The following is a 23,004-nucleotide window of genomic DNA, read 5'->3' on the forward strand; positions in this document are numbered from 1 at the left end:
GTGACCGAACGCATCCAGAAACTGCTCGCTACCGCCGGCATCGCCAGTCGCCGCGCGATCGAGGACTGGATCGCCGAGGGGCGCATCACCGTCAACGGTCGCCCGGCCGAGATCGGACAGAGGGTCAATCACGACGATAACGTTCGCGTCGATGGACGCCTCGTGGCGCTGGCGCGCAAGGCCGCGCCGGTGCGCGTGATCCTGTTCCGCAAGAAGACCGGCGAACTGGTGACGCGTGACGATCCGGATGGACGCCGCACGGTGTTCCGCAAGCTGCCGGAACTGCAGACGGGGCGCTGGATCGCCGTGGGTCGTCTCGACATCAACACCTCGGGCCTGCTGCTGATGACCACCGACGGCGAACTCGCGCGCCGCCTGACGCACCCGAGTTTCGAGGTCACGCGCACGTACGCGGTACGTGTGCTCGGCGAGATGACCGACGAGATCCGCAGGCGCCTGCTCAAGGGCGTGGAACTGGAAGACGGTCCGGCCAAGTGCGAATCGCTGAAGTCCGCGGATCCGCCGGACGCGGAGGACGCCGAGGGCGCCGCCAACCGCTGGTACGAGATCACGATGCGCGAGGGGCGCAACCGCATCGTGCGACGCCTGTTCGAGGCCGTCGACATGCAGGTCAGCCGCCTGATCCGCATTGCCTACGGCCCGGTGCAACTGGGTCGTGGCATCAAGGCGGGAAGTTATCGCGAGGCCACGCCCGACGAGATGCAGGCCTTGCTGCGCGCCGTGAAGCTCGACGAGGAAGGCGCGAGCGCGCCGGCCGGCGGCGCGCCGGCGCGGCACTACCCGACGCGTGCGCCACGAAGAGAAGACGAGGACGCGCAGTCCGATCGACGTCCGCCGCATGCGGAGAAGCGGCCGCGCACGTCATCAGCGGACGGCAGGCCGTCCGATCGCAAGTCTCCGGATGCGCGTGCCGCGAAGGGAAGGCCGTCTGCAGCCGCCAAGCCGTTTGCTCGGCGTGAGCGGCACGAGGACGAGCAGGCCGATCGGCGCAAACCTCATTCTGGGAATCGGTCGCGGACGGGATCACGTGATGCCGCGCCGACCGATCGCAAGCCTTCCGATGCGCGCGGTGCAAAGGGAAGACCGCCCGCAGCCGCGAGGCCATTCGCGCGGGATGAGCGACGCGAGGATGCGCAAGGCGATCGGCGCAAGCCGCATGCAGAGAAGCGGTCACGCACCGGATCACCGGACGCCAGGCCGTCGGACCGCAAGCCTTCCGATGCACGTGCCGCGAAAGGAAGACCGCCTGCAGGCGCGAAGCCGTTCGCTCGCGAAGAGCGCAGCGAGAAGAAGCGTTCGGGCGGGACGTCCGATTCGAAGCGCGGCGAAGGCAAAACCTCCGCTCGACCGTCATCGGGTGCCAAGAGGCCTTTCTCCGCGGCACGCCCGTCGTACCCGTCCAGCGGGAAACATTCGGTGCGGCGCGGCGGGCCCAAAAAGGCGAAGTAGCGTCGGGTTCCTGGGGAACGCCGCACGGGCTCCAGACGGCAAACGGGGCTGACGCCCCTCCTACAAAATCGAGATGTCTGTAGGAGGGGCGTCAGCCCCGACAAGACCTGCGCAGCTTACGCAGACTCCGCTAGAACGCCTGTCCGCTGACGCCGCGGCTCTCGGGGCCGAGCAGCCACAGCAATCGCGCCAGTCGCGACTCGGGTGTCGGCGTCGCGGCCGCCGATTCCCCGGCGTAACCCTTCGTGCGGAAGTCGGTCCGCATCGGGCCCGGGTCGAAGCTGTTGAAGCGCAGGCCGGCCTCATTGCGCAGTTCCAGTGCGAACTCGGCAATCAGCGTTTCCGCTGCATGCTTGGCGATGCCGTAGATGCCGTGGAATGCGCGCACCCGGCGACCACCGTCGTCCGACACCTGGACCACGGACGCGTCGGGCGACTTGCGCAGCAGCGGAAGGCACACGCGCGTGAGCGTGTACGGCGCCGTGAGATTCACCTGCAGCGAGTCGAGCCATTCGCGCGGCTCGAGGTCTTCGAGCGTCGCGAAACCCTTGAAGTGCGCGGCGGCGTGGACGATGCCGTCGAGGCGACCGAAGTTCTGCTCGATGGTCGTGGCAAGGGCCTCGTACTCGCCCCAGGTCGCGGTCATCAGGTTCATTGGCAGGATGGCGGCCTGCGTGCCGCCGGCGGCCTCGATGCGGTCGTAGACAGCCTCCAGCTTCTTCACGGTGCGCCCCGTCAGCACCACGGTGGCGCCGAGCGTCGAGCAGGCGACGGCGAGCGCGCCGCCGAGGCCACCGCCAGCGCCGGTGATCAGGATGACGCGGTCGCGCAGCAGGTTGGCGGCCGGGGTGTAGTCGAATTCGAGAGTCACGTCGTCGCGATGATGAGTACGGAAAAAATGAAGATCGACGGCAGCGGAGCGATGGCTCAGCCGAGCAGGCCGATCAGGTCGGCGACCGTCGGCGCGAGATAGTCCGCGTTCCACTGGTCGATGGGCGTGCTGCCGGTATAGCCCCAGCCGGCACCGACGGAGCGCATCTTCGCGGCCTTGGCGGCGTCGATGTCGCGCAGGTCGTCGCCCACGTACACGCAGTCCCGCGGCTCCACGCCGAGCTGCTCGCAGGCCAGCAGCAGCGGATCGGGTGCGGGTTTCGGGTTGGGCGTGCTGTCGCCGCTGATGACGCAGGCGGCGCGCGATGCCAGGTGCAGTTCGGTCATCAGCGGCTGCGTGAGCCAGCCCGGCTTGTTGGTGACCACGCCCCAGCGCGCGCCCTGGAGTTCGATGGCCAGCAGCAGTTCGAGGATGCCGGGGAACGGCTTGGAGGCGCGGGCCAGGCCTGCGCGGTAATGCGCGAGGAAGCTGTCGCGCCGCTGCGGAAACTCGGCGTGGTCCGGCGTCATGCCGAGGGCCACCTTGAGCAGCCCGCGCGCACCGGAGGACGCGGCGGGCCGGTAGTCGATCAACGGCAATGGCCCGAGGCCGCATTCCTGCCGGACCAGATTGGCGGCGTGGCCCAGGTCCGGCGCGGTGTCGACGAGCGTGCCGTCCAGGTCGAACAGCCAGGTTGCGGCCTTGATGCGGTCCTTCATGCGGCGCGCCGGCAGTGCAGCAGGTAGTTCACGTCCAGATCGTCCGACAAACTCGCCGATTTCAGGAACGGGTTGTAGCGCAGGCCGCGCAGCGACACGGCGTCCAGGCCTGCTTCGCGACACCACTGGGTCAGCTCGGAAGGCCGGATGAACTTGGCGTAGTCGTGCGTGCCGCGCGGCACCAGGCTCATCACGTATTCCGCGCCGACGATGGCGAGCGCGAAGCTCTTCGGGTTGCGGTTGATCGTGGAGAACACGACGTCGCCGCCCGGCTTCACGAGCTGGGCGCAGGCGCGCACGACGCTCGAAGGGTCGGGGACGTGCTCGAGCATCTCCAGGCAGCAGACCAGGTCGAATGCGCCGGCCTGTTCGACGGCCAGCGCTTCGGCTGCGCTGCTGCGGTATTCGATCTCGAGCCCGGACTTCACGGCGTGCTGGCGCGCAACGTCCAGCGCGGCCTCCGCCAGATCGATGCCGAGCGCCCTGGCACCCTTGGCGGCGAGCGCCTCGGTGAGGATGCCGCCGCCGCAGCCGACGTCGACGGCGCGCTTGCCGGCAAGTCCGCCGCTTGCCTGCTCGATGAAGCGCACGCGCGGCGTGTTGAGCGTATGCAGCGGCCCCATCTCGCCCTTGGTGTCCCACCAGGTGGCGGCGAGACGGTCGAAGTGACCGATCTCCTGGCTGTTGACGTTGCTCATGGTGCGGGCTTGATCCGGGTTCGCCACTGCATGGCATTGGCGACGACGGCCTCTTCGTCGAGGGTCGTGAGGCGACGCTCGCGCATCAGCGGGCGACCCGCGACGTAGACGTCGCTGACGTCACCGCGACCGGCCGCGTAGACCAGGTGCGAGATGACGTTGTAGACGGGCTGCAGGTGCGGTGCGTTCATCTCGATGGCGATGAAGTCCGCCGCCTTGCCGGCGACGAGCGAGCCGATCTCGCCATCCATGCCCAGCGCCTTGGCGCCGCCGAGCGTGGCGGCGTGCAGCGCCTTGGCCGCGGGAAAAGCCTGTGCATCGCCCGAGATGCCCTTGGCGATCAGCGCCGCGGTGCGCATCTCGCCGAACAGGTCGAGATCGTTGTTGGACGCTGCGCCGTCGGTGCCGATGCCCAGGTTCACGCCGGCGGCGAGCAGCTTCGTCGTCGGGCAGAAGCCGCTGGCGAGCTTGAGATTGGACTCCGGGCAGTGCGCCACGTGGACGCCGAACTGCGCGGCCTCGGCGATCTCCTGGTCGGTGAGCTGCGTCATGTGCACGGCGATGAAGTCCGGCCCCAGCATTCCCAGATCCTTCAGCCGCTGCCACGGACGCTTGCCGGTCTTCTCCACGGCATCGGCCACTTCGAACGCGGTCTCGTGCACGTGCATGTGGATGCCGATGCCCAGCTCGTCGGCATAGGCGCGCGCCTTGCGAAGCGCATCGTCGCTGACCGTGTAGGGCGCATGCGGCGCGAAGACGGTACGGATCAGCGGATCGCCGCGCACGGCGTCGTGCACCGCAATTCCTTTTGCGAAGTACTCGTCCGGGCCCGCGGCCCAGGCGCTGGGGAAGTCGATGATGATCAGGTTCACCACGGCCCGCATGCCGGCGGCGGAGAAGCTCTCGGCCGACGCGTCCGGGAAGAAATACATGTCGTTGGCGCAGGTGACGCCGCCGCGGATGAATTCGGCTGCCGACAGGCGCACGCCGTCGAGGCAGAAGGCCCGCGACACATGCGCGCCCTCGGCCGGCCAGATGTGGTTCTGCAGCCAGTCCATCAACGACAGATCGTCGGCCAAGCCGCGCAGCAGGCTCATCGCCGCGTGCGTATGCAGATTCACGAGCCCCGGCATGACGACGTGGTGCGGCAACTCGCGCAGTTCACGTGCCGCGTAGCGTGCGCGGGCATCTGCCGCCGGCAGGATGGCCAGGATGCGGCCGGCGTCGACCGCGATGGCGTGATCGGTCAGTACCGTGCCGGCGGGTTCCACCGGCACGACGGCCGAGGGAATCACCAGCAGGTCGATCGCTTGAGGAGCGTCGGGAGAGGCCACAGGGAGTTCACGCGCGGTCGTTACAATTCCAGCCCCGAATTCTAGCGGCATGCACGGAGATGCATTCATGAGCGACGCGGTCAGGCCCATCGTCTGGAGTGGCGACCACCTTCGCCTGCTCGATCAGCGTGAGCTGCCGGCGCGTGAAACCTGGGTGGAGTGCCGGTCCGCGGCAGACGTGGCGGCGGCGATCCACGGCATGGCCGTGCGCGGCGCGCCCGCGATCGGCATCTCGGCGGCGTATGGGCTGGCGCTGGATGCGCTGATGGGCCGCGACTATGACCATGCCGAGCGCGTGCTGGCCGAATCCCGTCCCACCGCCGTGAATCTGCGCTGGGCGCTGGATCGCATGCGCAGGCTCCCGGATCACGGCGCATCGGCCCTGCTGGCCGAGGCGCAGGCGATCCACGTCGAGGATCTTCAGCAGAACCTGCTCATGGGTGAACTGGGTGCAGCCCTGCTGCCGCTGAAGGGCGCGCGCGTGCTGACCCACTGCAATACCGGCGCACTCGCCACCGGTGGTCATGGCACCGCGCTGGGCGTGATCCGCACGGCCTGGCAGCAAGGACGCATCGCGCAGGTCTACAACACCGAGACGCGGCCCTGGCTGCAGGGCGCACGCCTGACGGCGTGGGAACTGATGCGCGAAGGCATTCCGACCAAGCTCATCGCCGACGGCGCAGCCGCGCACCTGATGAGCCGCGAGAAGATCGACTGGGTCATCGTCGGCGCCGATCGCATCGCCGCCAACGGCGACACCGCGAACAAGATCGGGACCTACGCGCTGGCGATCGCCGCAAAGCACCACGGCGCGAAGTTCATGGTGGTGGCGCCGAGCGGGACGTTCGATCCGTCATGCCCTGATGGCGCGCACATTCCGATCGAGGAGCGCACCTCGATTGAATTGACGGAGTACCAGGGCCGGGCGCTGGCGCCCGCGGGCATGCAGACGTGGAACCCGGTATTCGATGTGACGCCGGCCGCGCTGATCGATGCGATCGTCAGCGAGCGCGGCGTCAGCCTGCCGGGCGAGGCGGTCCGCGGCTGATCGGCACCGCGACGTTCGAATCCAGCACGAAACGCTGCGAAACGCCGTCGCGGTCCTGCCAGGCGACGGTCACGCGCAGGGCGAGAAGGGCAGGCTGAGGCGGCGACGGGTCGCTCGCGCAAGGCGTGATCGAGGGCGGTGCATCGGGGTCGCAAAAGTATTGTCGCGAGACGGTCCAGCTCCGATGGAAGGACGCCACGCCGGCGACGTCGTCTGATTCATCGATACCGCGCGTGCCGGTCGTGAGCGGCGAATAGGCGCGAAGCTCGTCGAGCTTGGCCCGGGCGAGCAGCGCCGCCTCGCTGCGCGCCCTGGCTTCGGCGGCTTCCCGCAGGGCCACCGCCTGCAGCTGCGCAAGGCCTGCCACCGCGCCGGACAGCACGAGCATCGCGACCAGCACGTCGATCAACCCGCTGCCGAGTTGCGCACGGCGGAGCGGTCGAGCGCGGATCAGCGGTGATCGGTCCACGAGCCCGGTATCTCGATCAGCCGGCCGGGCAGCTGCGCCAGCCGCTGCAGCAGTTCCGGGTCGTACTCCACCGACAGTCCTCCGGGAAGCAAGGCGATTTCCCGATCCGCGATCAACGCTCCGTGAATGAGCGAAGGTTCGCTGGCGTCCAGTGGATCCGTCGTCGCTTCGCCCGTGCGCGGCAGCACCAGGATGCCGTGAATCTCGGCCGAGGCCTCCACACGCAAGAGGCCCCGCTCGATCACCACGACGACCGGTGCCTCGGCGGTGCCGACCGTAGTTGCCGAAGGCAGGACGCAGGACGTGCCGGTAATCCACACCACGCCCTGCGACTGCGGGCCCAACGACGTGCAGTCGTCGTGGATTTCGGACGAGGTCCGCAACGCGTCGATGTCGGCCGCGTAGGCTCCGAACACCTGCGTCAGCGCGTTGCCGGTCGTCGGGTCCGATATCGTCACTGGGATATCCGGCACTCGTGCGATCAGCGGCAGCAGCTGGTAGCTGCGACGCAGGCGCGCCTGTGCGGTGCCGTCGCGCGATCGTCCCTCGGCGATGAGGTGCAGCGTGGAGAAGGCCGGCATCGCCGCGCCGGGGTGCTCGGCGCGCGCAACGACCTGAGTGGTTGTCGACTCGGCGCCCGACTCTGTCGGCGTGAACAGGCGGACGGGCAGGGCGTAACGGCTCCATCTCGAATCGAATGTCTCCTGCTCGCGGCTGTCCGCAGGAAAGCAGGGCGAATCGGGTGCCCGTTCGTCGCAGGGACGCCAGCGTTCGCGGCCGGGTTCCATCCAGCCACCGGGCCCGGTCGCGCGGATGCGGCGAAGGTTGAGGTGGAGCCACAGCGCCGCGCGATCGAGCGCGCCTTCGGTCACCGCCTCGGCCTCCAGCGCGCGAGCCAGGTTGGTCACGCGACGCGCTTCCCCCATCACGACCTCGACCACGCCGATGCTGATCACCGACACCGCGACCACGATCGACAGCGACAACAGCAGCGCCGCCTGTCCGCGCTGACGGTTCGTCCGCGCAGTGTCTTTGTGTGGGCAAAGACGTCGCGCTTTCATGGCGGTGCCGGGTTTCGTGTCAGCACCACGTGGCGCAGGCGTCGCGTCAGGTTGGGCTCGCGCGCGAGGCGCGCCTCAAGCATGAGTTCGTAGGCGGCGGATGCGCCTTCGGGCGGAGCGGCGTCGGCGCTCAGGCGGTGTATGTCGAATCGGGCGATGCGAAAAAGAGCCGGGTCGGTCACCGCGTCCCAATTGCCTGCGGTGCAGCTCGTCGCGGTGGTGGACGACTGGATCGCCGTTCGCCCCGAATTCAGACGAAATCCGAAATGCTCCTCGTGGCCCTGGACGCCGTCTCCATCCAGGTCGTAGCGCAGCAGCACACAGGTTCCGTCCTCATTCACCGTGACGCCGGCAAATGGATTGCGGACCGACCAGCGTCCAGCGGATACCGTCATCAGGTCCAGCGTCACGCCGTCCGGAATCGAGAGCGTCAGGCGATCCGGGCCCGGCACGCCGGTGATCACGAGATCGTGACGATGGACGGCTGCGCCCTCACCGTGCCACGCCACGAGCGTGGCGCCGCGCAACGACGCGGCGGCGTTCGCGAATCCGAAAGCCTCGACCGGCGCTGTCCCGCCGGAAGAAACGGCGCGCGCTGTCACCGATCCGCTGACGGCGTCGAAATGCAGGTCGGCGGTGGCCGAAGCCAGCAGCGCCTCGTCCGCGAGTGCCCACTCTCCGGCGCGCACGAGATCGCGCGAGATCCCCGCGATCACCGACTGCAGGTCCTGGTGCATGCGCACCCGCAACAGATTCGCCGTGGCGGTGCTCAGCGTCCCGGAAAGGAAGGTGACGCCGGCTGCGACGACCGTCAGGCCGGTCGACATCGCGATCAGCAGTTCGATCAGCGTCACGCCGAGCGAACGGCGGGACAGCGATTTTTCGCGACGCTTCAGCATGGCTCGAGCGAGACCAGGCGCTGGTCGCCTGCGGGCGAGCACAGGCGAACGCGCCCGGTCGACGCCACGCGGACTTCTGCCTGACCGTGGGCAGATGCGAAGCGGGCCGAGCCGGCCGTCAGCGTGGGACGTGCGCCGGGGACGATCAGTCGTCCGCCATTGAGCGCAAAGGGCAGCGCCGCGGATCGCACGCCAGGGCTGTCCGCGCCGGTGACGCGCGTGGAGACGCCCTCGTCGAGCTCGCATGCTCCGGGCCCCGACGCGATCCGGCAGTCGCAGCGATCCGCCAGGCTCAACCCGTAGCACCACTCCTGGCCGTCTTCGCTGCGATGGAAGCTCAGGACGACGGTGCGGTGCCGTAGCAGGGCTTCGGTGTGGGTCAGCGTGATGTCCGCGCGCAGCCGTTCGACGACGGTGCGCAGGCGGCTGCGCTCGACGATCGCGGCGAACGACGGCGCCGTGCTCATGACGATCAGCAGCAACAGCGCCATCGTCGTGACCAGTTCGATCAGCGTGAAGCCTGCAGGCGTGCCAGCGCGGCGAGATGCGTGCGCATCTGCGTTCGATGGGTTCGGCTTTTCCATCGCGGGCTCCGGCAGTGGGGTCCGTTCCACTCTGAGAGGGAAGCAGGGGCGGCGCTACGTGCGTTTGCCCGTGACGTGTGAAAGCACCGACTGGTGAAATGCCGGGGCTGCCTGCGCACGGGAGATCCGGTCCGGATTGCCAAGGCTCGGGTCTGCGGATCAAAGCCGCGAGTGAGCGCCGAGAAGAGCCGCTAGGGAGGCGTCATCCATGCGTCGCAGAGGATTCACACTCGTCGAACTTGCGATCGTGCTGGCAGTGGCGGCCGTGCTCGCGAGCCTGGCCCTACCTTCGTATCAAGGCGTGGTGCGCAAGTCGCGGCGTGCCGAAGTGCAAGCGGTGCTGCTCGAAGCGGCACTGCGGCAGGAGCGCTGGCGTGCGGACCACCCGGAATACGCGACGACGGCGGCGGATATCGGTGCGGCGGGGCCGCAGGATCGATCGGCGCGCTACTACCGCATCGAGGTCGTCGACAGCACGTCGACCACTTTCAAGGTTCGGGCCGAGGCTGTTGCAGGTCAGGGTCAGGAGCACGATCGCCAGGATGGGGTGATGTGCTCGCTGTTGCAGATCGATCAGAGCAGGGTGCGATCGCCCGTTGGGTGTTGGTGACCGGCGGTGGCCGTGTGCGATTTCCGGCCAGCAGCGCCGAGTGACATTCACCGGGCCGCGAGATTCGCGGCCCAGCTGGAAGCCCCTCTAACGTCTCCAGCAATCAACAGGTGTCGTCGGACCTTGGGCGCCGCTGGAAGCGAGCGTCAGGGTTCCGCAGCGGTCTCCTGATTGCCCCCCTGACGGCGCTGCACTGAGCGTGTAGGTCGTCGCTGTGGACGTGATGCTGAGAGCATAGGTCTGGGCGCCAGACTCAAGCGGCACACGGGCGGGATACAGCCCTGCGGTAATGACGTCCCGATAGCCGTTGTTCCGGAGGAAATCGCGCTCCATGACGGCGGCCAGGCCGGTCAAGGCCGCCTGCGCATCGGTCCGATTTCCCTTGCGGACGCTCTCCCGATAGGACGGATACGCGATCGCTGCGAGGATTCCGACGATCGAGACCACGATCATCAACTCGATCAAATTGAATCCGGCCGATTTCACACGCGCTCTTTCCCGCATGGTCCGTGTTCTCACTGGCGCTTGATCCAATAGGTCTTCTCCGTGCCCAGATTGAACAGTTCCAGGCACTCCGTACCGGAGCAGACGAGCGCGTTGTTGGGCAGGTTGCCGGTCGTGCTCGTGAGATCCGGAAACAAGATGACAGGCGTCGGAGACAAGCCGCCTTGAGCGAGTTCGGTATAGCGATCCGTCTGCGTCAACTCATTGGGATCGCCAACTTCGTCGAAGTTCTGCACGGGCTGGCCATCGATGATGCTGAATAGGTAGAACCTCGAAAGGCCCGACGAAGCCCGGCAGTTCTGACCGGTCGAACGCGCCGCAGGCGTGAACGTGGTGAACAGCACCTGTCCGTCGAACGTCTGCGCGTCCGACAGCACCTTTTCACCAACTTGCGCGTTGCTGGTTTCCTGCAGCCGGACATAGAAACCATCGGCGTTGTTGAGCGTCACCTTGGCTGCTTGAGCCGTCGTTTCGTTGGTCGAGCCGATGGCGTTGGTCGTCGCGTCGTAGAGATTGGCGTTGGTGATGGACCCGCTGGTCCCGATGCGGGTCGGCAGCGATGTTGCGGACTTGGCCACGTCTGGATCCCGCAGGACATAGAAACGCTCCTCCGTCTGCGTCTCCAACGGATGGCCTCGATAGCCCGACCCGATGGCGATCGAGAGATAGCGCGTGGAGGAGCCGGGCGCACGGGTGATGGTGACGTCCGGAGATTGGTAGAACCGGCGGGCGGTGGCGAGCGTCGTGCCGCCCAGCGTCGCGATGCGCGTTGCTGTCGCCAGGTTGGCCGCGCCGCTGTTGGCCGGGTTCAGATCGATGCGGAAGATCTGACCACCCGTGTCTGCTACGTAGATGCGGTCGGATAATCCGTCGCCGTCGAGGTCGATGACAGCGGGCGTTCCGGGGATGGAGTACTGCATCGTCGTCACGGCGAGATCCGGAGCGCCGTTGCCATCGCCAGGATTCTTCCCGCCCCACCAGATGCGCTCGCCGGTGTTGGCATCCACGATGAACACGGCTCGTCCCATGGAGTCGGCCGTCGGGACATCTTCTAGATCCTGCTTGATGTCATACCCACCCGAGAGCACGATCACGCTGCGCACCGCGCCGTTGACGGTAATGCGGGCCGGGACTGCACGACCCCAGCTCTGGCCGAGCTCGCGATACAAACCGGTGCCGCCTCCGCGGATCACCCATTTCAACGTGGGAGCGGTACGGGTGGTGACGTCCATCGCGTAATACTGGCGACCCCCCATGCGAAGGCCGAAGTAGAGCAGTACGGAACGGCCAGACGCGAAGAACGAATAATGCTTTCCCGCGCTGTCCCGGAACAGCGTCGTGATTGGTCCGTCAACACCGTAAGGCCGGTTGCTGTAGTTACCAGTGTTGTAAGCATACCGGCGCAGGTTCGGCAGCAGTTCTTGGGGAATGAAAGACCACAGTTCCACGCCCGTCTGAGCGTTGATGGCATGCAAACCGCCTTCGTTCGTTCCGACGAACGCCGTGATATCGGGCGCAGCTTCGGTGCCTCCGTACGTGACCAGCGCCGGTTCGGAATGCAGCGGATCGCCGAACGCGTACCGGGCATCGGTCGTCGAGCCGTCCTGATCATCGTCGAGTGCATCGATGCCGCGCGCGTAATTGATGATGTTCGTGCGATCGCCGTCGGGCATCGTGCTGTCGCCGAGCAAGGCCTTGGTCACCGCGGTATTGGTGGTAACCATCGAATTTGCGGTGGCCGAGAGCGTGACCGCGGTGGGTGCCGCAGCCGGTCCTGCATTCAAAGCCGAAGCCGTTCCAGTGTTGGTGTACACCGTGCGAGAGGCCGGGAACTTGTCGAGGATGCCGCCTTCGCCGACGTTGTTTCCGTCCGCGGTGGTGCTCCAGAAGCTGCGGGCCGAATCGCGGAAGAAGCCGGTACCGGAATCCACGGCCACGGCATTGTTGACGTCCAGGACCGTTCCCTTGCCGTCGGCACCAGGGCCGATCTTGTAGCGCTTGAAGTTGCCCTCCCAGCGCGTTTCCAGCTTGGGACGGAACAGCGCGAAGTAGATCTCGTTGCGGTCTGTCAGTCGATTGAACGAGTTGACGCTGACCGCCGGTGCCACGAACGTGGTCGGAATGTCGAGGATGCGCTGGACGATGCTGCTGAAGGCGTTGACCAGATCATCCGTGGAGTTGGCCGCAAAGAAGGATCCACCGCCGGCCGTCGCGACCGAGCGCAGGAACGCGGCGCTGGAAAGATCCGCCAGGCCGACGGTGTACGTCGTGACGGTCTGAGTCCCATTGAGCGTGCTCGACTGGTCGTTGTTGCGCAGCAGCGCCGCAATGTCCGTTGCGCAAGCCGGGTCGCCAGAGCTTGCACAGGCTGCGTTGTTGAGCAGGTTGTTGCGAATCAACGTGACCGAACTGGCCTGCGTGTTGTTCGGCTGACCGTCGGACAGCAGGATCTGCGCGTTCGTGGAGCATGCCAGATCGGTGAACGGCGACTTGTAGATCGCGTTATTGGTGATCCTTTCGTCGGCACACTCCGCGGCGCCCGGGTCGGCCGCGGTGCAGCCGGCTGGCGTGACGATCGTCGGCGGCGCGGTGAAGGTTGCGCGGCCGCTGATCCGATGCGCAGATGATGTCGAGAACCCGTCGCTGTCCGGCGTGACGTTGCCGTCGCCGCGAGTCTTGCCGAAGTACGCCGCGCCGCCGCGCCAGTACTGGGCGGCCTCGTACAGCAGTTCAGGCACCGGCGTGTTGCCGTTGGCCGGGAAGTCGGCGATGAGTTTCTTCAGGTATTCGCGAACCTTGAGTCGCGCGGTCGGCATCTCTGCCGTGATGACGAGGCGAGGCGCACTGGAAGCTCCGGTGTCGTAGGAGCGCGGGCGCCGCCGGTTGTTGCTGCCGGTCGCGCTGGGCGCATCGATGATCAGGGCCAGGGCATTGCCATTGACCCAGTCGGTACGGTTGACGATTTCCTGGACGATGGTCGACAGGTCTGGCGTTCGGTACAGGGTGCCGGACGTCCAGGCTTCCGGACTCCAGCTCACGGTGGCTGCCGTACCGAAGCTCGAGCGCCGGTTGCTGATGTTGTTCAGGCCGGTGACGAAGGGTGCCGCACTGGCCGTGCTCTGGCCGGTGATTCGCAACGGCAACGTCGTGCTGTCCGAGGAGTTGGCCGTGAATTCGACGTAGGCCGACAGGATGCGAGACCCTGCAGGAACCTGCAGCGTGTCGAAACGCAGGCCGACGATCTGCGCGTTGGAGCCGCTGAGTCCCAGTACGGTCGGATTGGCGTTGACGGTCAGCGCGCCGTTGCTGGCTTGTTCGTTGGCGTCGTTCTCGCTCGCCGTGATCTGGCGACTGGTCGATCGGGTCGTGCAGCTGTTGTCGAGAGCGGCGTCGCCGTCGCTATAACTGAAGGACAGCGTCGGGCCATTGCCGGCGACAACACCGGTTGCGAACGCGCGCAGGCCTGCCGGCGTACCGGTGACCTTGAACGTGAAGTTCATCGAATGACCGCCACACCAGTCCGACTGCGAAGTGCGGGCGCCGATCAGGCTGACGAGGCTGGGCGTATCGATGGTGCCCACACCCGCTGGCATCACCGGCACATTCCACGTCAGTTCGGTCCCAGTGGTTGCGTTGGAGACGGCGTTGGCGCCGGTGGTGAAGGCTGTGGACGCCGAGGTGACACCGATCTGCACGGCCAGCGCGCCGCCGGCCTGCGTACGACCCGGGTTGATGCCCGGCAGGCCGCGGAACTGGATGCGCGCCGACGTGAGGGCAACGCCGCGCGGAATCATGACGTTGTCGAAGCGCAGGCCGAACATCTGGTTGGCCGTTTGCGACGTCGTGTAGGTGAGTTGCAGGCGTGGCGCCAAGGTGTTGCTGCCACCCTGGAACGCCTTGACGGTTCGGCGGGCGGTGCTGGTGCCCTCGGTGGGCAGATCGAGCAGGAACGTCATCGCGTTGCCGTTGACCCAGCCCGCTCGGCCGCGGACGGCTGTCACGATCGTGCTCAGGTCGGGCGTCTCGATGGACGAATTCGTGGAGGTGCAACGGCCCGCGGCACCGGTGGGCTTCCAGTTCACCGAAGCGGTGGTGCGGGCGCGGTTCCAGACGCCGCTGGTCGTGGTGTCGAACGCGAGCGAGTCGTCGTTGTTCTGGCCGTAGACGACGATGTTGGCGCTCGCATCGGTGGTCTGGTTCGTCACGTCGCAGGTGAAGACGATCTTGGCGCTGGTGACGGTGGCATCGGTGGGCAGCGCAACACCTTCGAAGCGCAGACCCACGTAGCGCGTGGTCTTGTTGGGCGTGCCATCGCCGATACGAGCCAGTTCGATATCGGCGCTCTGGCGGGTGCCTGCTCCGGCATCCGAGTCGACGGCGTTGTCGGAGTACTGTTCGGCCTCGTTCTTCACCGCGTTGATCACGTACGTGGCCGTGACCGGCGTGGTGGCGCCGCGGCTGCCGACCAGCAAGACCTGGTTGGCGGCCGCAGGACCGAGCGTCACGGTGGAGCCGTTCTGGTAGGCCTCGCCGCCGCTGCTGGCGGGTGAGTTCGACAGATCGATGGATTCACGCAAGCTCGTATCGACATCGCTCGCGGCCGCTTCAAGGTCCGCGGTCGGGAACAGGATGGCACCGCCTTCGCTTCCGGACAGGCGCCCGAGCCCGACGTTGATGTTGGCGCCCAGGCTGTTGATCACCAGCGTGAGCGCATCCTTCATGCGCTGCAGACGGGAAATTCCAACGTCATCGGTATCTGCCATCGAGCCTGACGTGTCCATCAGGAACAGCAGATTCGGACGCACCACGGAGTCGTCGTCCTGGATGACCACATCCGGGAAGAAGATCTCGGTGTCGTCGGCGACGACCTGTCCCGTTCCCGAACCCAGGACGAGGCCCAGGATCAGCGTGGAGAGCCGGATAGCGAGGTTGCGGGAGGGCGAGACGGTATTCATGGGTTGCGACCTTGCCGAGTTACGGCCTGGGTGCGATGCGGGCTAGGCCCTGTTGGTGATCGGACGCTGCGTTGGTGTTGCGCAGGGTGCTGGTGGCGCGAATCGTGAAGCGATAGGCCGTCGTATCGCCTTTGAGCGAGAAGTTCTCGAGCGGCGGCCCGCTTCCGTCAGGGTTGTCGGAGGTCAGGAAGGCGACGCTCGTAACCGCGCCGGCCGTGAGGTACGGCGGCACGATATCCACGCTGCGGGTCGGCCGGCCCGCCAGGTCCGTCGCGTTGACGGCCGCGACCAGAATGTTTGTTTCCCCGGCAGGCGCAGCAACTTCTCCGCGGACTTCGGCCATCACCCGTCGGATAGCGGACTCCGCGCCCTGAAACGTGACGGTCTTGAACTGATAGTTGGCCGCCTGAAGCGTCTGCGACGAGGTCACGCGGATGGCCGCCAGCCCCATGATCGTGATGATCACCAGGAAGATCAGGCCGACCGCCAAGGCGACACCGCGCTGAGCCGTCGGAACGGGATATCGCCTCATATGTTCGTCCGGTTGCGGATCATGATGGTGGTGACGAAGACCCGGCGTGCGAACAGCCGCTCGTCCAGCGGAGTGGTCGTGATGTCGCTTGCTTGTAGAGGGGCCGCGTCGAGAACCGCGTACCACGTCGTGTCCGGGCTTTCGTAAACCGGCTCCTGAGAATTCAGAAGCAGACCCACGCGCACCGCGACGACATTGGGCCAGCCGCCGCCGACCTGATCGGCACGACGATAGACGTTCGGCACGAGGTCCTCGTCGGTATCGACTCCGTACAAGATCTGCATGGATTCGACACCGGAGATGATCGGCTGGGGATTTGTGAGGTCGCCGTTTCCTAGGCACATCAGGTTGCCATTGGCGACCCAGTAACGATTGATCACGGTGGCTCCCGCTGCAGCTCCGAGACAATCGCGGCCACTGTTGGCGAAAGTGTTGTTCTCGGTGACTTGGGCCTGAAGACCCGCAGGCACGCCGTCGACATTCACGACGGTTCCGAACGAGTTGTATTGGACTTCGATCTGGTCGGAGCCGCCCGTGCCGCCATCCGTGGTCTGCACTGTATTGAAGCCGGCCAGCACTCCCGATAACGCCCCGCCAGGACCCTGCTCGCGCGGGAAGCCCGCCATGCGAATGTCGCGCTGCAGGAAGAACAGCGCGAATCGACCGTTCTCTTGCATGCCGCCGAAGCCGGTTTGCGTCCTGTAAGACTGGCGCCCGGAAACATAGATCTGGCCCACGACGAGAACCACGACCAGCCCGAGCACCAGGGCAATCATGAGTTCGATAAGCGTGAAGCCCTTGTTGGTCGTCCAGCGGAAAGGAAGTCGCGCGCTCATGGCTGGATGGTCAGTGCCAAGTCTTGCGTGATCACATCATTTGGATTGTCATCTGGATTAACCACGCTAGAACGATTGCTGGCGTTTTTTATCTGTTCACTCCAAGTCATGACGACGCGATAGCGGGCACCAGCAGGGCAGGGGGGGGGCACCGCCGCTCCCGGCGTGGTGGCGTCGAGACAATCCACCCTCATTCGTCCATTCAGCAGAAGGTTCTGGACGCCGCCGACCCTTCCGCCGGGTGCACTGGCTGCGGCGTATCCGCAGGCCACGATGTATTGGTCGTACTGGGCCAAGGCGGCCGTGTCGCAAAGAGCGGGAGTAGGAACGTCGCTCTGCGTGCCACAGATGGTGGTCGGGGCGGTCCCGCATACGACTGCGGCCGAGTCGAAACCCGTGTAGTCGTTGTTCAGCACCCCGGGGCGGTTCGCATACATCCGCTCGATATAGTCATTGGCGAGCATGACCGCCTGCGATCGGGCGTATGAATCGAAGTTCTGTCTTACCCCCTGGATCTGCAGCGCGGCAACAGCGAGCAGGCCGATGGCGAGGACGGCGACCGCAATCAGCACTTCGATCAGGCTGAATCCACGACCTTCCACCGATTGGGCTACGAACGTTTTCACGAACAAGTTCCTGCGGTAGGGGGAAGCGAACGACCCGTGACCACCACGACGATCTGCCTGGCGACTCGCCTGTGCGTATCGCAAACCGTGAAGGTTCCGTTGAAACCCGGCGACATCCCCTGGTCTGTGAAAGTGATCCTGTCGGCGACGTTGGTGTTGCCCCGCATCGTGTAGGCCGCTGTCCCGAAGTCGCCTTTTCCGCGCAGCCTCGCTTCACCGGTGTCCGCGGCGCCGTTGCTGTTGGTGTCTTCGAACACGAACCACCCGTTTTCCCACCCACCGCCTCCGGTCTCGCATATCCAGCCCGATTCGGCTCCGGACCCGGCGTTCGCACTGCGACAAAGCGTGACCGGCCGGCCTCGCTTTATGGCCTCGCTTCGCGCAAAAGAAATCGCAGCGACCATTTCATTGGCCCGGCCCGACAGGCGACCATTGCTGACGACGGCGCTGAAACTCGGAATGGCAATCGCCAACAGCACCCCCGCGATGGCGACCGTCACCATCATCTCGATCAGCGTGAATGCAAATTGCTTCTTCATGACCTTGCAAACTACGGGGTGACCACCGGTTCACTTTTCGGATGGGGACCAGTGGTACATGCCGACCGATGAACGGCAAAAAGCCTCCGCTCGTCCGCCGGATGAGCGGGCAAGGCCATGTGCGACTGATCACATTTGCGCCAACCCAGGGAATCTAAGCCGGCGCCCGAGCGGGAGGCGGGTCGGCGGGATGAACGGCCGATTCGAGCCGATCTCGACGAAGACGATTGTTTGCGACTATTCAAAAACCTATAATCGCGCCCCCGCCGGGATAGCTCAGTTGGTAGAGCGGCGCATTCGTAATGCGTAGGTCGCAGGTTCGATTCCTGTTCCCGGCACCAGCTTCAGTCAATACCTTGGTGCTTTTGGCCGTCTTTCCGCGGAGAGGTGGCAGAGTGGTCGATTGCGGCGGTCTTGAAAACCGCTGAACCGCAAGGTTCCGGGGGTTCGAATCCCTCCCTCTCCGCCATCCTTGCCGGGCCCCAGGCACGTTTGATGTCAGTGGGAGGGGTTTTGGGCGGCGCATCCGTGCCCGGACCCGGAGGGAAATCCCTCCCTCTTCGCCAACCTTCACTGATCGAGGTCCTCGATGAACCAGAACACCCTTCAAGAAACCGCCCAGGCCATGGTTGCGCCGGGTCGCGGCCTGCTGGCCGCCGACGAGTCCACCGGCACCATCAAGAAGCGCTTCGACAAGATCGGCGTCGAGAACACGGAGCCGAACCGCCAGGCCTACCGTGACCTGCTGTTCACGACGCCGGACTTCGAAAAGCACACGTCGGGCGTGATCCTGTTCGAGGAGACCCTGTTCCAGTCCAGCCTCGCCGGCCAGCCGTTTCCGAAGCTGCTCGCCTCCAAGGGCGTGATTCCGGGCATCAAGGTGGACGCCGGCGCCAAGCCGCTGCCGTTCGGCAAGCCTGAAGAAACCATCACCGAGGGCCTCGACGGCCTGCGCGAGCGCCTCGTGAAGTACCGCGAAGCCGGCGCCCGCTTTGCCAAGTGGCGCGCGTTGATCACCATCGGCAACGGCGCGCCCAGCTACAACGCGATCCAGTCCAATGCGCACGCGCTCGGCCGCTACGCCGCGCTGTGCCAGGAAGCGGGCATCGTCCCCATCGTCGAGCCCGAAGTGCTGATGGACGGCGACAACACCGCCGAGGTCAATGAAGAAGTCACGACCTGGATCCTCAAGGAGACGTTCCAGCAGCTCTATTTCCAGAACGTGCTGCTGGAAGGAATCATCCTCAAGCCGAACATGATCGTCTCGGGCATCAAGTGCCCGACGCAGGCCGGCGTCGCCGAAGTGGCCGAGCGCACCCTGCGCGTGCTGCGTCGTTGCGTCCCCAGCGCGGTGCCCGGCATCGCCTTCCTGTCGGGCGGACAGGCGGACGAACTGGCGACAGCCCATCTCGATGCGATGAACAAGATCGGCAACCTGCCCTGGAAGCTGACCTTCTCCTACGGCCGCGCGCTGCAGGCGGCGGCGCAGAAGGCCTGGGGCGGCAAGAACGTGGAAGCCGGCAAGGCTGCCCACCTGCACCGCGCCAGGATGAACGGCCTCGCGGCCCTCGGAAAGTGGGACAAGAGCCTCGAAAAGGCCTGATCTCCGCTTCGCTTTTTCAGGCCCGCGTGTCGGCACCCCCGACCCGCGGGCCTTCTCGTTTCTGGAGGGCGGCATGACGCAGTTGCGCGACAAGGTGGTCTGGATCACCGGGGCGAGCTCCGGTATCGGCGAGGCGATGGCGATCGAAGCGTCGCGCAAGGGCGCGAAGCTGGTCCTCAGCGCACGTCGCGAGCCGGAGCTGCAGCGCGTGCGCGCCGCGTGTGCCCATCCGGACCGCGTCGCGATCCTGCCGGTCGACCTGACCGCCTTCGATGCGGACGCGACGGCGTTGGCAGCTGCGTCCTTCTTCGGCCCGGTGGATCTGCTGGTCAACAATGCCGGCATCTCGCAGCGCGGCCTCGTGCTCGACACCTCGATGGAGGTCTACCGCCGCATCCTGGAGCTCGATTTCTTCGCCTGCGTGGCGCTGAGCAAGGCCGTGCTGCCCGGCATGGTGGCGCGAAAATCCGGGCACCTGGTCGTGATCAGCTCGGTCGTCGCCTACCTCGGCACGCCGTTGCGCTCGGGATACTCGGCGGCCAAGCACGCGCTGCACGGGTTCTACGACGCGGCGCGCGCCGAACTGTGGCGTGACGGCGTGAAGGTCACGCTGATCTGCCCCGGATTCATCCGCACGCAGGTGTCGGTCAATGCGATCACGGCCGGCGGCGGCTTGCACGGGAAAATGGATCCGGCCACCGAACGCGGCATGGCGCCTGACGAATGCGCGCGCCAGACGTGGCGGGCGGTGGAGCGGGATCGTGACGAGGCGTTCGTCGGGACCAAGGAGGCGATGCTGGTGCGCTTGAAGCGCTACGCGCCGGGCCTCGTGCGATACGCGATCGGTCGAGCCAAGGTGACCTGACCGTAGCCCGGGTGCAACCCGGGATTGCCACTCCGACAACCGATGAAAACTCGGGCTTTGCGTCATCAATTGGAGAGACAACCCCGGGTTGCACCCGGGCTACGGGATCTAGCCCTTCTGCGCCGACTTGAGCAGCTCGCGCGCCATCGCCTCGCTCGCGGCGGTCGTGCTCTTGCCGCCGATCATGCGGGCGAGTTCGGTTACGCGGGCCTTCGCGTCGAGTGGCTCCACGTTCGTGTAGGTCTGGTTTCCCTTCACCGACTTGGCGACCGCCAGGTGCTGCTGCGCGCAGGCCGCGACCTGCCCGAGATGAGTCACGCACAAGACCTGTCGGTGCTTGCCGAGCGCGCGCAACTGGTTGCCGACCGACTCCGCCACCGCGCCGCCGATGCCGGCATCGACCTCGTCGAAGATCATCGTCGGGGCACCGCCGTCCTGTTGCGCCACCACTTGCAACGCGAGCGACACGCGTGACAACTCGCCACCGGAGGCCACTTTCGCCAACGGGCGCGGCGGCTGGCCGGGATTGGCGCTGAAGTCGAAGCAGAGATCGTCCTCGCCGATCGCGCTCGGGCGTTTGCGATTGGCGGCCTCGATGCGCACTTCGAATCGCGCATTGGGCATGCCCAGCTCGCGGACGCGCGCGCTCACCGACTCACCGTATCTGGTTGCGCACTTTCGACGCGCCTTGCCGAGCTTCTGCGCGCTGTCGCGATAAGCGCTCAGCACGGCCGCCTGTTTCGCGAGCAGCACGTCGACGCGCCCGCCGGCCGCTTCGGCTTCGTCGAGTTCAACGCGCAGGGCATCGAGTCGCGACGGCAGTTCCTCGGAACGCACGCGATGCTTGCGCGCCAGATCGTGGATCGCGGCCATGCGTGCTTCGACTTCGACCAGACGCTGCGGGTCCAGGTCGAGCTTGTCGAGCAGACGACGCAGCGTATCCGCGGCTTCGCGGACCTGGGTCTGCGCCGATTCGACCAGGGACTCCACGTCGGCGAAGCCGGCGTGCAGCGCGGACAGCGTTCGAAGCGTTCCCAGGCTCGCGGAGAGCTGGTCGTGCGCCGCACCGTCGCCGCCGTAGAGCTGTTCCTGCACCGCACCGCCGTCCTGCATCAGCCGTCCGCCGTTGGCCAGGCGCTTGTGCTCGTCGGCGATGTCGCCGACTTCGTTCGGCTTCAGGCCCAGCGCGTCGAGTTCACGAACCTGGTGGCGCAGCAGTTCGATCTGCGCGGGATCGCGCGCAGCAGCTTGTCGCGTACGCTCGATTTCTTCCTCGAGTGCCTGCCACTCGGCCGCGCGCGCGGCGACTTCGCGCACGAGGTCGGCGAGTCCGCCGTATCCATCAAGCATCTGGCGCTGCACGTCGGGCAGCCGCAGGCTGTGGCTCTCGTTCTGGCCGTACACATCGATCAGCCGCTCGCCGAGTTCGCGCAGCGAGCCGGCCGCCACCGCCGTGCCGTTCACGAACGCGCGCGCACGGCCTTCGCTCTGCAGGACGCGTCGCACCAGGCACTGGGTGGGGTCGCTCTCGTCGGTCAGCGCGCTCTCCTCGAGCCACTGCGCAGCCGAAGAATTCTTCTCGATGCGAAAGCTTGCCGTGATGTCGGCGCGATCGCTGCCGCCACGCACCAGCGCGGGATCGGCACGAGTCCCCAGGACCAGTCCCAGGGCATCGATCAGGATCGACTTGCCTGCTCCGGTCTCGCCACTGAGCACGGTGAAACCCGGTTCCAGTTCGAGCGTCAACGCCTCGATGGTCGCGAGGTTGCGGATCTGCAACTGTTCGAGCATCAGACTCGTTCGTGCGCCGAAGAAGGACCGCTACCCCAGCGCAGCTTGTCGCGCAGGATGCGGAAGTAGCTGTAGCCGACCGGATGGATCAGGCTCAGCGGGTGCGCCGCGCGGCTCACCTCCACGACGTCGCCCGGCTCCAGCGTCTCGCTGGTCTGCCCGTCGAACGTGACCATGGCCTGCGCGCGATCGACGCCGCGGATGACGATGCGGATCGGGCGCTGGCCGTCGACGACGATCGGGCGATCCGACAGCGTGTGCGGACAGATCGGCACCAGCGCGATCGCCGACAGGCTCGGGTGGAGCAGGGGACCGCCGCCGGACAGCGCGTACGCCGTGGAGCCGGTGGGCGACGCGATGATCATGCCGTCCGCGCGGTGGTTGCTGATGAATTCGCGGTCCAGCCAGGTTTCGAACTCGATCATGCGGATCGTCGCCTGGTTGCGGATGACGACGTCGTTGACGGCCAGGCGCGTGCCGCCGTCGCGCGATCCGCCGCGCTCTACGCTGGCCGACAGCAGCAGGCGCTCTTCGGTGACGTAGTCGCCGCCGATGACCGCCGCGAGACCCTCGTGCATCGATTCGGGGGGCACGTCCACCATGAATCCGAGGCGGCCCTGGTTGATGCCGAGCAAGGGCTTGTGCGTGGCGGCCAGCGTACGGCCGGCGTCGAGCAGCGTGCCGTCGCCGCCGACGACCACGATCAGCTCGCAGCGCTGCGCGAGCTGGTCGCGGTCGACGCGCGTCGCGAGTTCGCTGCTGCCGAACGCGGCGTTGTCTTCGATCAGCACGTCGCAGCCCAGGCGACGTAGCGTCGCGCAGACCTCGCGCAGCAGTTCTATGTTGGGTTCGCGGCGCTTCCCGATGACGCCGACGACACGGAAAGGTTTCATGGACCGGTCGACCAGTGTGGCCCGAGCACTGTACACGCTCGGCCCCTGGTTTCGACCCTCCTTGACACGACAAAACAGGACCCCTAGCGTCGGACCG

21 protein-coding genes and 2 tRNA genes are annotated in these 23,004 nt (G+C 66.3%); 7 read left to right on the top strand and 16 right to left on the bottom strand.

Going from position 1 to position 23,004, the window contains the following annotated elements; all coding sequences use genetic code 11:
* Entirely contained in the window at positions 1-1,470 is a 1,470-nt protein-coding gene (locus DFR24_RS00595) for a pseudouridine synthase (protein WP_133879418.1), read from the top strand.
* Positions 1,471-1,600: 130 nt separating this feature from the next.
* Here DFR24_RS00595 and DFR24_RS00600 read toward each other — a convergent pair whose 3' ends face one another.
* The 4 genes from DFR24_RS00600 to DFR24_RS00615 are packed head-to-tail and all read right to left on the bottom strand — an operon-like array spanning position 1,601 to position 5,092.
* Positions 1,601-2,341: an SDR family NAD(P)-dependent oxidoreductase gene (locus DFR24_RS00600; RefSeq protein ID WP_133879419.1), complete on the bottom strand. Its 741-nt coding sequence runs from the start codon at positions 2,339-2,341 to the stop codon at positions 1,601-1,603.
* A gap of 56 nt (positions 2,342-2,397) precedes the next feature.
* Positions 2,398-3,060, bottom strand: a complete 663-nt coding sequence (gene gph / locus DFR24_RS00605; RefSeq protein WP_133879420.1) for a phosphoglycolate phosphatase — start codon at positions 3,058-3,060, stop codon at positions 2,398-2,400.
* Positions 3,057-3,758, bottom strand: coding sequence for a bifunctional 2-polyprenyl-6-hydroxyphenol methylase/3-demethylubiquinol 3-O-methyltransferase UbiG (ubiG, locus tag DFR24_RS00610; protein WP_133879421.1), 702 nt, complete (start codon positions 3,756-3,758; stop codon positions 3,057-3,059). The genes gph and ubiG overlap by 4 nt, the downstream gene beginning before the upstream one ends.
* Entirely contained in the window at positions 3,755-5,092 is a 1,338-nt protein-coding gene (locus tag DFR24_RS00615; protein ID WP_246051457.1) for a TRZ/ATZ family hydrolase, read from the bottom strand. Before DFR24_RS00615 ends, ubiG begins: the two co-directional genes overlap by 4 nt.
* A 67-nt stretch (positions 5,093-5,159) precedes the next feature.
* On the opposite strand from DFR24_RS00615, the gene mtnA reads away from it, so the two are divergent.
* On the top strand, positions 5,160-6,140 hold the full coding sequence (gene mtnA / locus DFR24_RS00620) for an S-methyl-5-thioribose-1-phosphate isomerase (protein ID WP_210772589.1): 981 nt from the start codon (positions 5,160-5,162) through the stop codon (positions 6,138-6,140).
* On the opposite strand, the gene DFR24_RS00625 is transcribed toward mtnA, so the two are convergent.
* The 4 genes from DFR24_RS00625 to DFR24_RS00640 form a co-directional block, all read right to left on the bottom strand.
* Positions 6,109-6,549: a type IV pilus modification PilV family protein gene (locus DFR24_RS00625; RefSeq protein ID WP_133879424.1), complete on the bottom strand. Its 441-nt coding sequence runs from the start codon at positions 6,547-6,549 to the stop codon at positions 6,109-6,111. The two genes, mtnA and DFR24_RS00625, sit on opposite strands and share 32 nt — an antisense overlap.
* Positions 6,550-6,590: 41 nt before the next feature.
* Positions 6,591-7,595 carry a hypothetical protein gene (locus DFR24_RS00630; protein ID WP_133879425.1) on the bottom strand — a complete coding sequence of 335 codons (1,005 nt, stop codon included), beginning with the start codon at positions 7,593-7,595 and terminating at the stop codon, positions 6,591-6,593.
* 71 nt (positions 7,596-7,666) lie between these two features.
* Positions 7,667-8,569, bottom strand: coding sequence for a hypothetical protein (locus DFR24_RS00635; RefSeq protein ID WP_133879426.1), 903 nt, complete (start codon positions 8,567-8,569; stop codon positions 7,667-7,669).
* Positions 8,563-9,153: a GspH/FimT family pseudopilin gene (locus tag DFR24_RS00640; protein WP_133879427.1), complete on the bottom strand. Its 591-nt coding sequence runs from the start codon at positions 9,151-9,153 to the stop codon at positions 8,563-8,565. The genes DFR24_RS00635 and DFR24_RS00640 overlap by 7 nt, the downstream gene beginning before the upstream one ends.
* Positions 9,154-9,361: 208 nt before the next feature.
* Here DFR24_RS00640 and DFR24_RS00645 point away from each other — a divergent pair, with 208 nt between their 5' ends.
* Positions 9,362-9,763, top strand: a complete 402-nt coding sequence (locus DFR24_RS00645) for a type IV pilin protein (protein ID WP_133881405.1) — start codon at positions 9,362-9,364, stop codon at positions 9,761-9,763.
* Positions 9,764-9,850: 87 nt separating this feature from the next.
* On the opposite strand, the gene DFR24_RS24790 is transcribed toward DFR24_RS00645, so the two are convergent.
* The 6 genes from DFR24_RS24790 to DFR24_RS00675 are packed head-to-tail and all read right to left on the bottom strand — an operon-like array spanning position 9,851 to position 17,755.
* Positions 9,851-10,249 (bottom strand): type IV pilin protein, encoded by a 399-nt coding sequence (locus DFR24_RS24790; protein WP_281280130.1) that lies wholly within the window; start codon positions 10,247-10,249, stop codon positions 9,851-9,853.
* A 29-nt stretch (positions 10,250-10,278) separates the two neighbouring features.
* Positions 10,279-15,222 carry a PilC/PilY family type IV pilus protein gene (locus tag DFR24_RS00655; RefSeq protein WP_133879429.1) on the bottom strand — a complete coding sequence of 1,648 codons (4,944 nt, stop codon included), beginning with the start codon at positions 15,220-15,222 and terminating at the stop codon, positions 10,279-10,281.
* Between the two features lie 19 nt (positions 15,223-15,241).
* Complete coding sequence (locus DFR24_RS00660) at positions 15,242-15,712, bottom strand: pilus assembly PilX family protein (protein WP_162850952.1); 471 nt, start codon at positions 15,710-15,712, stop codon at positions 15,242-15,244.
* Between the two features lie 38 nt (positions 15,713-15,750).
* Positions 15,751-16,590, bottom strand: coding sequence for a PilW family protein (locus DFR24_RS00665; protein WP_133879431.1), 840 nt, complete (start codon positions 16,588-16,590; stop codon positions 15,751-15,753).
* Positions 16,587-17,216, bottom strand: coding sequence for a type IV pilus modification protein PilV (pilV, locus tag DFR24_RS00670; protein ID WP_162850953.1), 630 nt, complete (start codon positions 17,214-17,216; stop codon positions 16,587-16,589). The genes DFR24_RS00665 and pilV overlap by 4 nt, the downstream gene beginning before the upstream one ends.
* The gene (locus DFR24_RS00675) at positions 17,213-17,755 is read right to left on the bottom strand and encodes a GspH/FimT family pseudopilin (RefSeq protein ID WP_133879433.1); all 543 of its coding nucleotides are present in this window, start codon (positions 17,753-17,755) and stop codon (positions 17,213-17,215) included. The genes pilV and DFR24_RS00675 overlap by 4 nt, the downstream gene beginning before the upstream one ends.
* 265 nt (positions 17,756-18,020) lie before the next feature.
* Between DFR24_RS00675 and DFR24_RS00680 the strand changes: the two genes are divergently transcribed.
* The 4 genes from DFR24_RS00680 (at position 18,021) to DFR24_RS00695 (ending at position 20,223) form a co-directional block, all read left to right on the top strand.
* Positions 18,021-18,096 (top strand) — tRNA-Thr (locus DFR24_RS00680).
* A gap of 40 nt (positions 18,097-18,136) precedes the next feature.
* Positions 18,137-18,224: transfer RNA gene (locus DFR24_RS00685), tRNA-Ser, on the top strand.
* A gap of 120 nt (positions 18,225-18,344) precedes the next feature.
* Positions 18,345-19,358 carry a class I fructose-bisphosphate aldolase gene (locus DFR24_RS00690; protein WP_133879434.1) on the top strand — a complete coding sequence of 338 codons (1,014 nt, stop codon included), beginning with the start codon at positions 18,345-18,347 and terminating at the stop codon, positions 19,356-19,358.
* A gap of 73 nt (positions 19,359-19,431) precedes the next feature.
* The gene (locus DFR24_RS00695) at positions 19,432-20,223 is read left to right on the top strand and encodes an SDR family NAD(P)-dependent oxidoreductase (RefSeq protein WP_133879435.1); all 792 of its coding nucleotides are present in this window, start codon (positions 19,432-19,434) and stop codon (positions 20,221-20,223) included.
* A gap of 108 nt (positions 20,224-20,331) precedes the next feature.
* Here the strand turns inward: DFR24_RS00695 and recN are convergent, their stop codons facing one another.
* Positions 20,332-22,014, bottom strand: a complete 1,683-nt coding sequence (gene recN, locus DFR24_RS00700) for a DNA repair protein RecN (RefSeq protein WP_133879436.1) — start codon at positions 22,012-22,014, stop codon at positions 20,332-20,334.
* Entirely contained in the window at positions 22,014-22,907 is an 894-nt protein-coding gene (locus DFR24_RS00705; protein ID WP_133879437.1) for an NAD(+) kinase, read from the bottom strand. The genes recN and DFR24_RS00705 overlap by 1 nt, the downstream gene beginning before the upstream one ends.
* Positions 22,908-23,004 lie beyond the last annotated feature (97 nt).

It is taken from the genome of Panacagrimonas perspica, assembly GCF_004364935.1.
GTDB lineage: Bacteria > Pseudomonadota > Gammaproteobacteria > Nevskiales > Nevskiaceae > Panacagrimonas > Panacagrimonas perspica.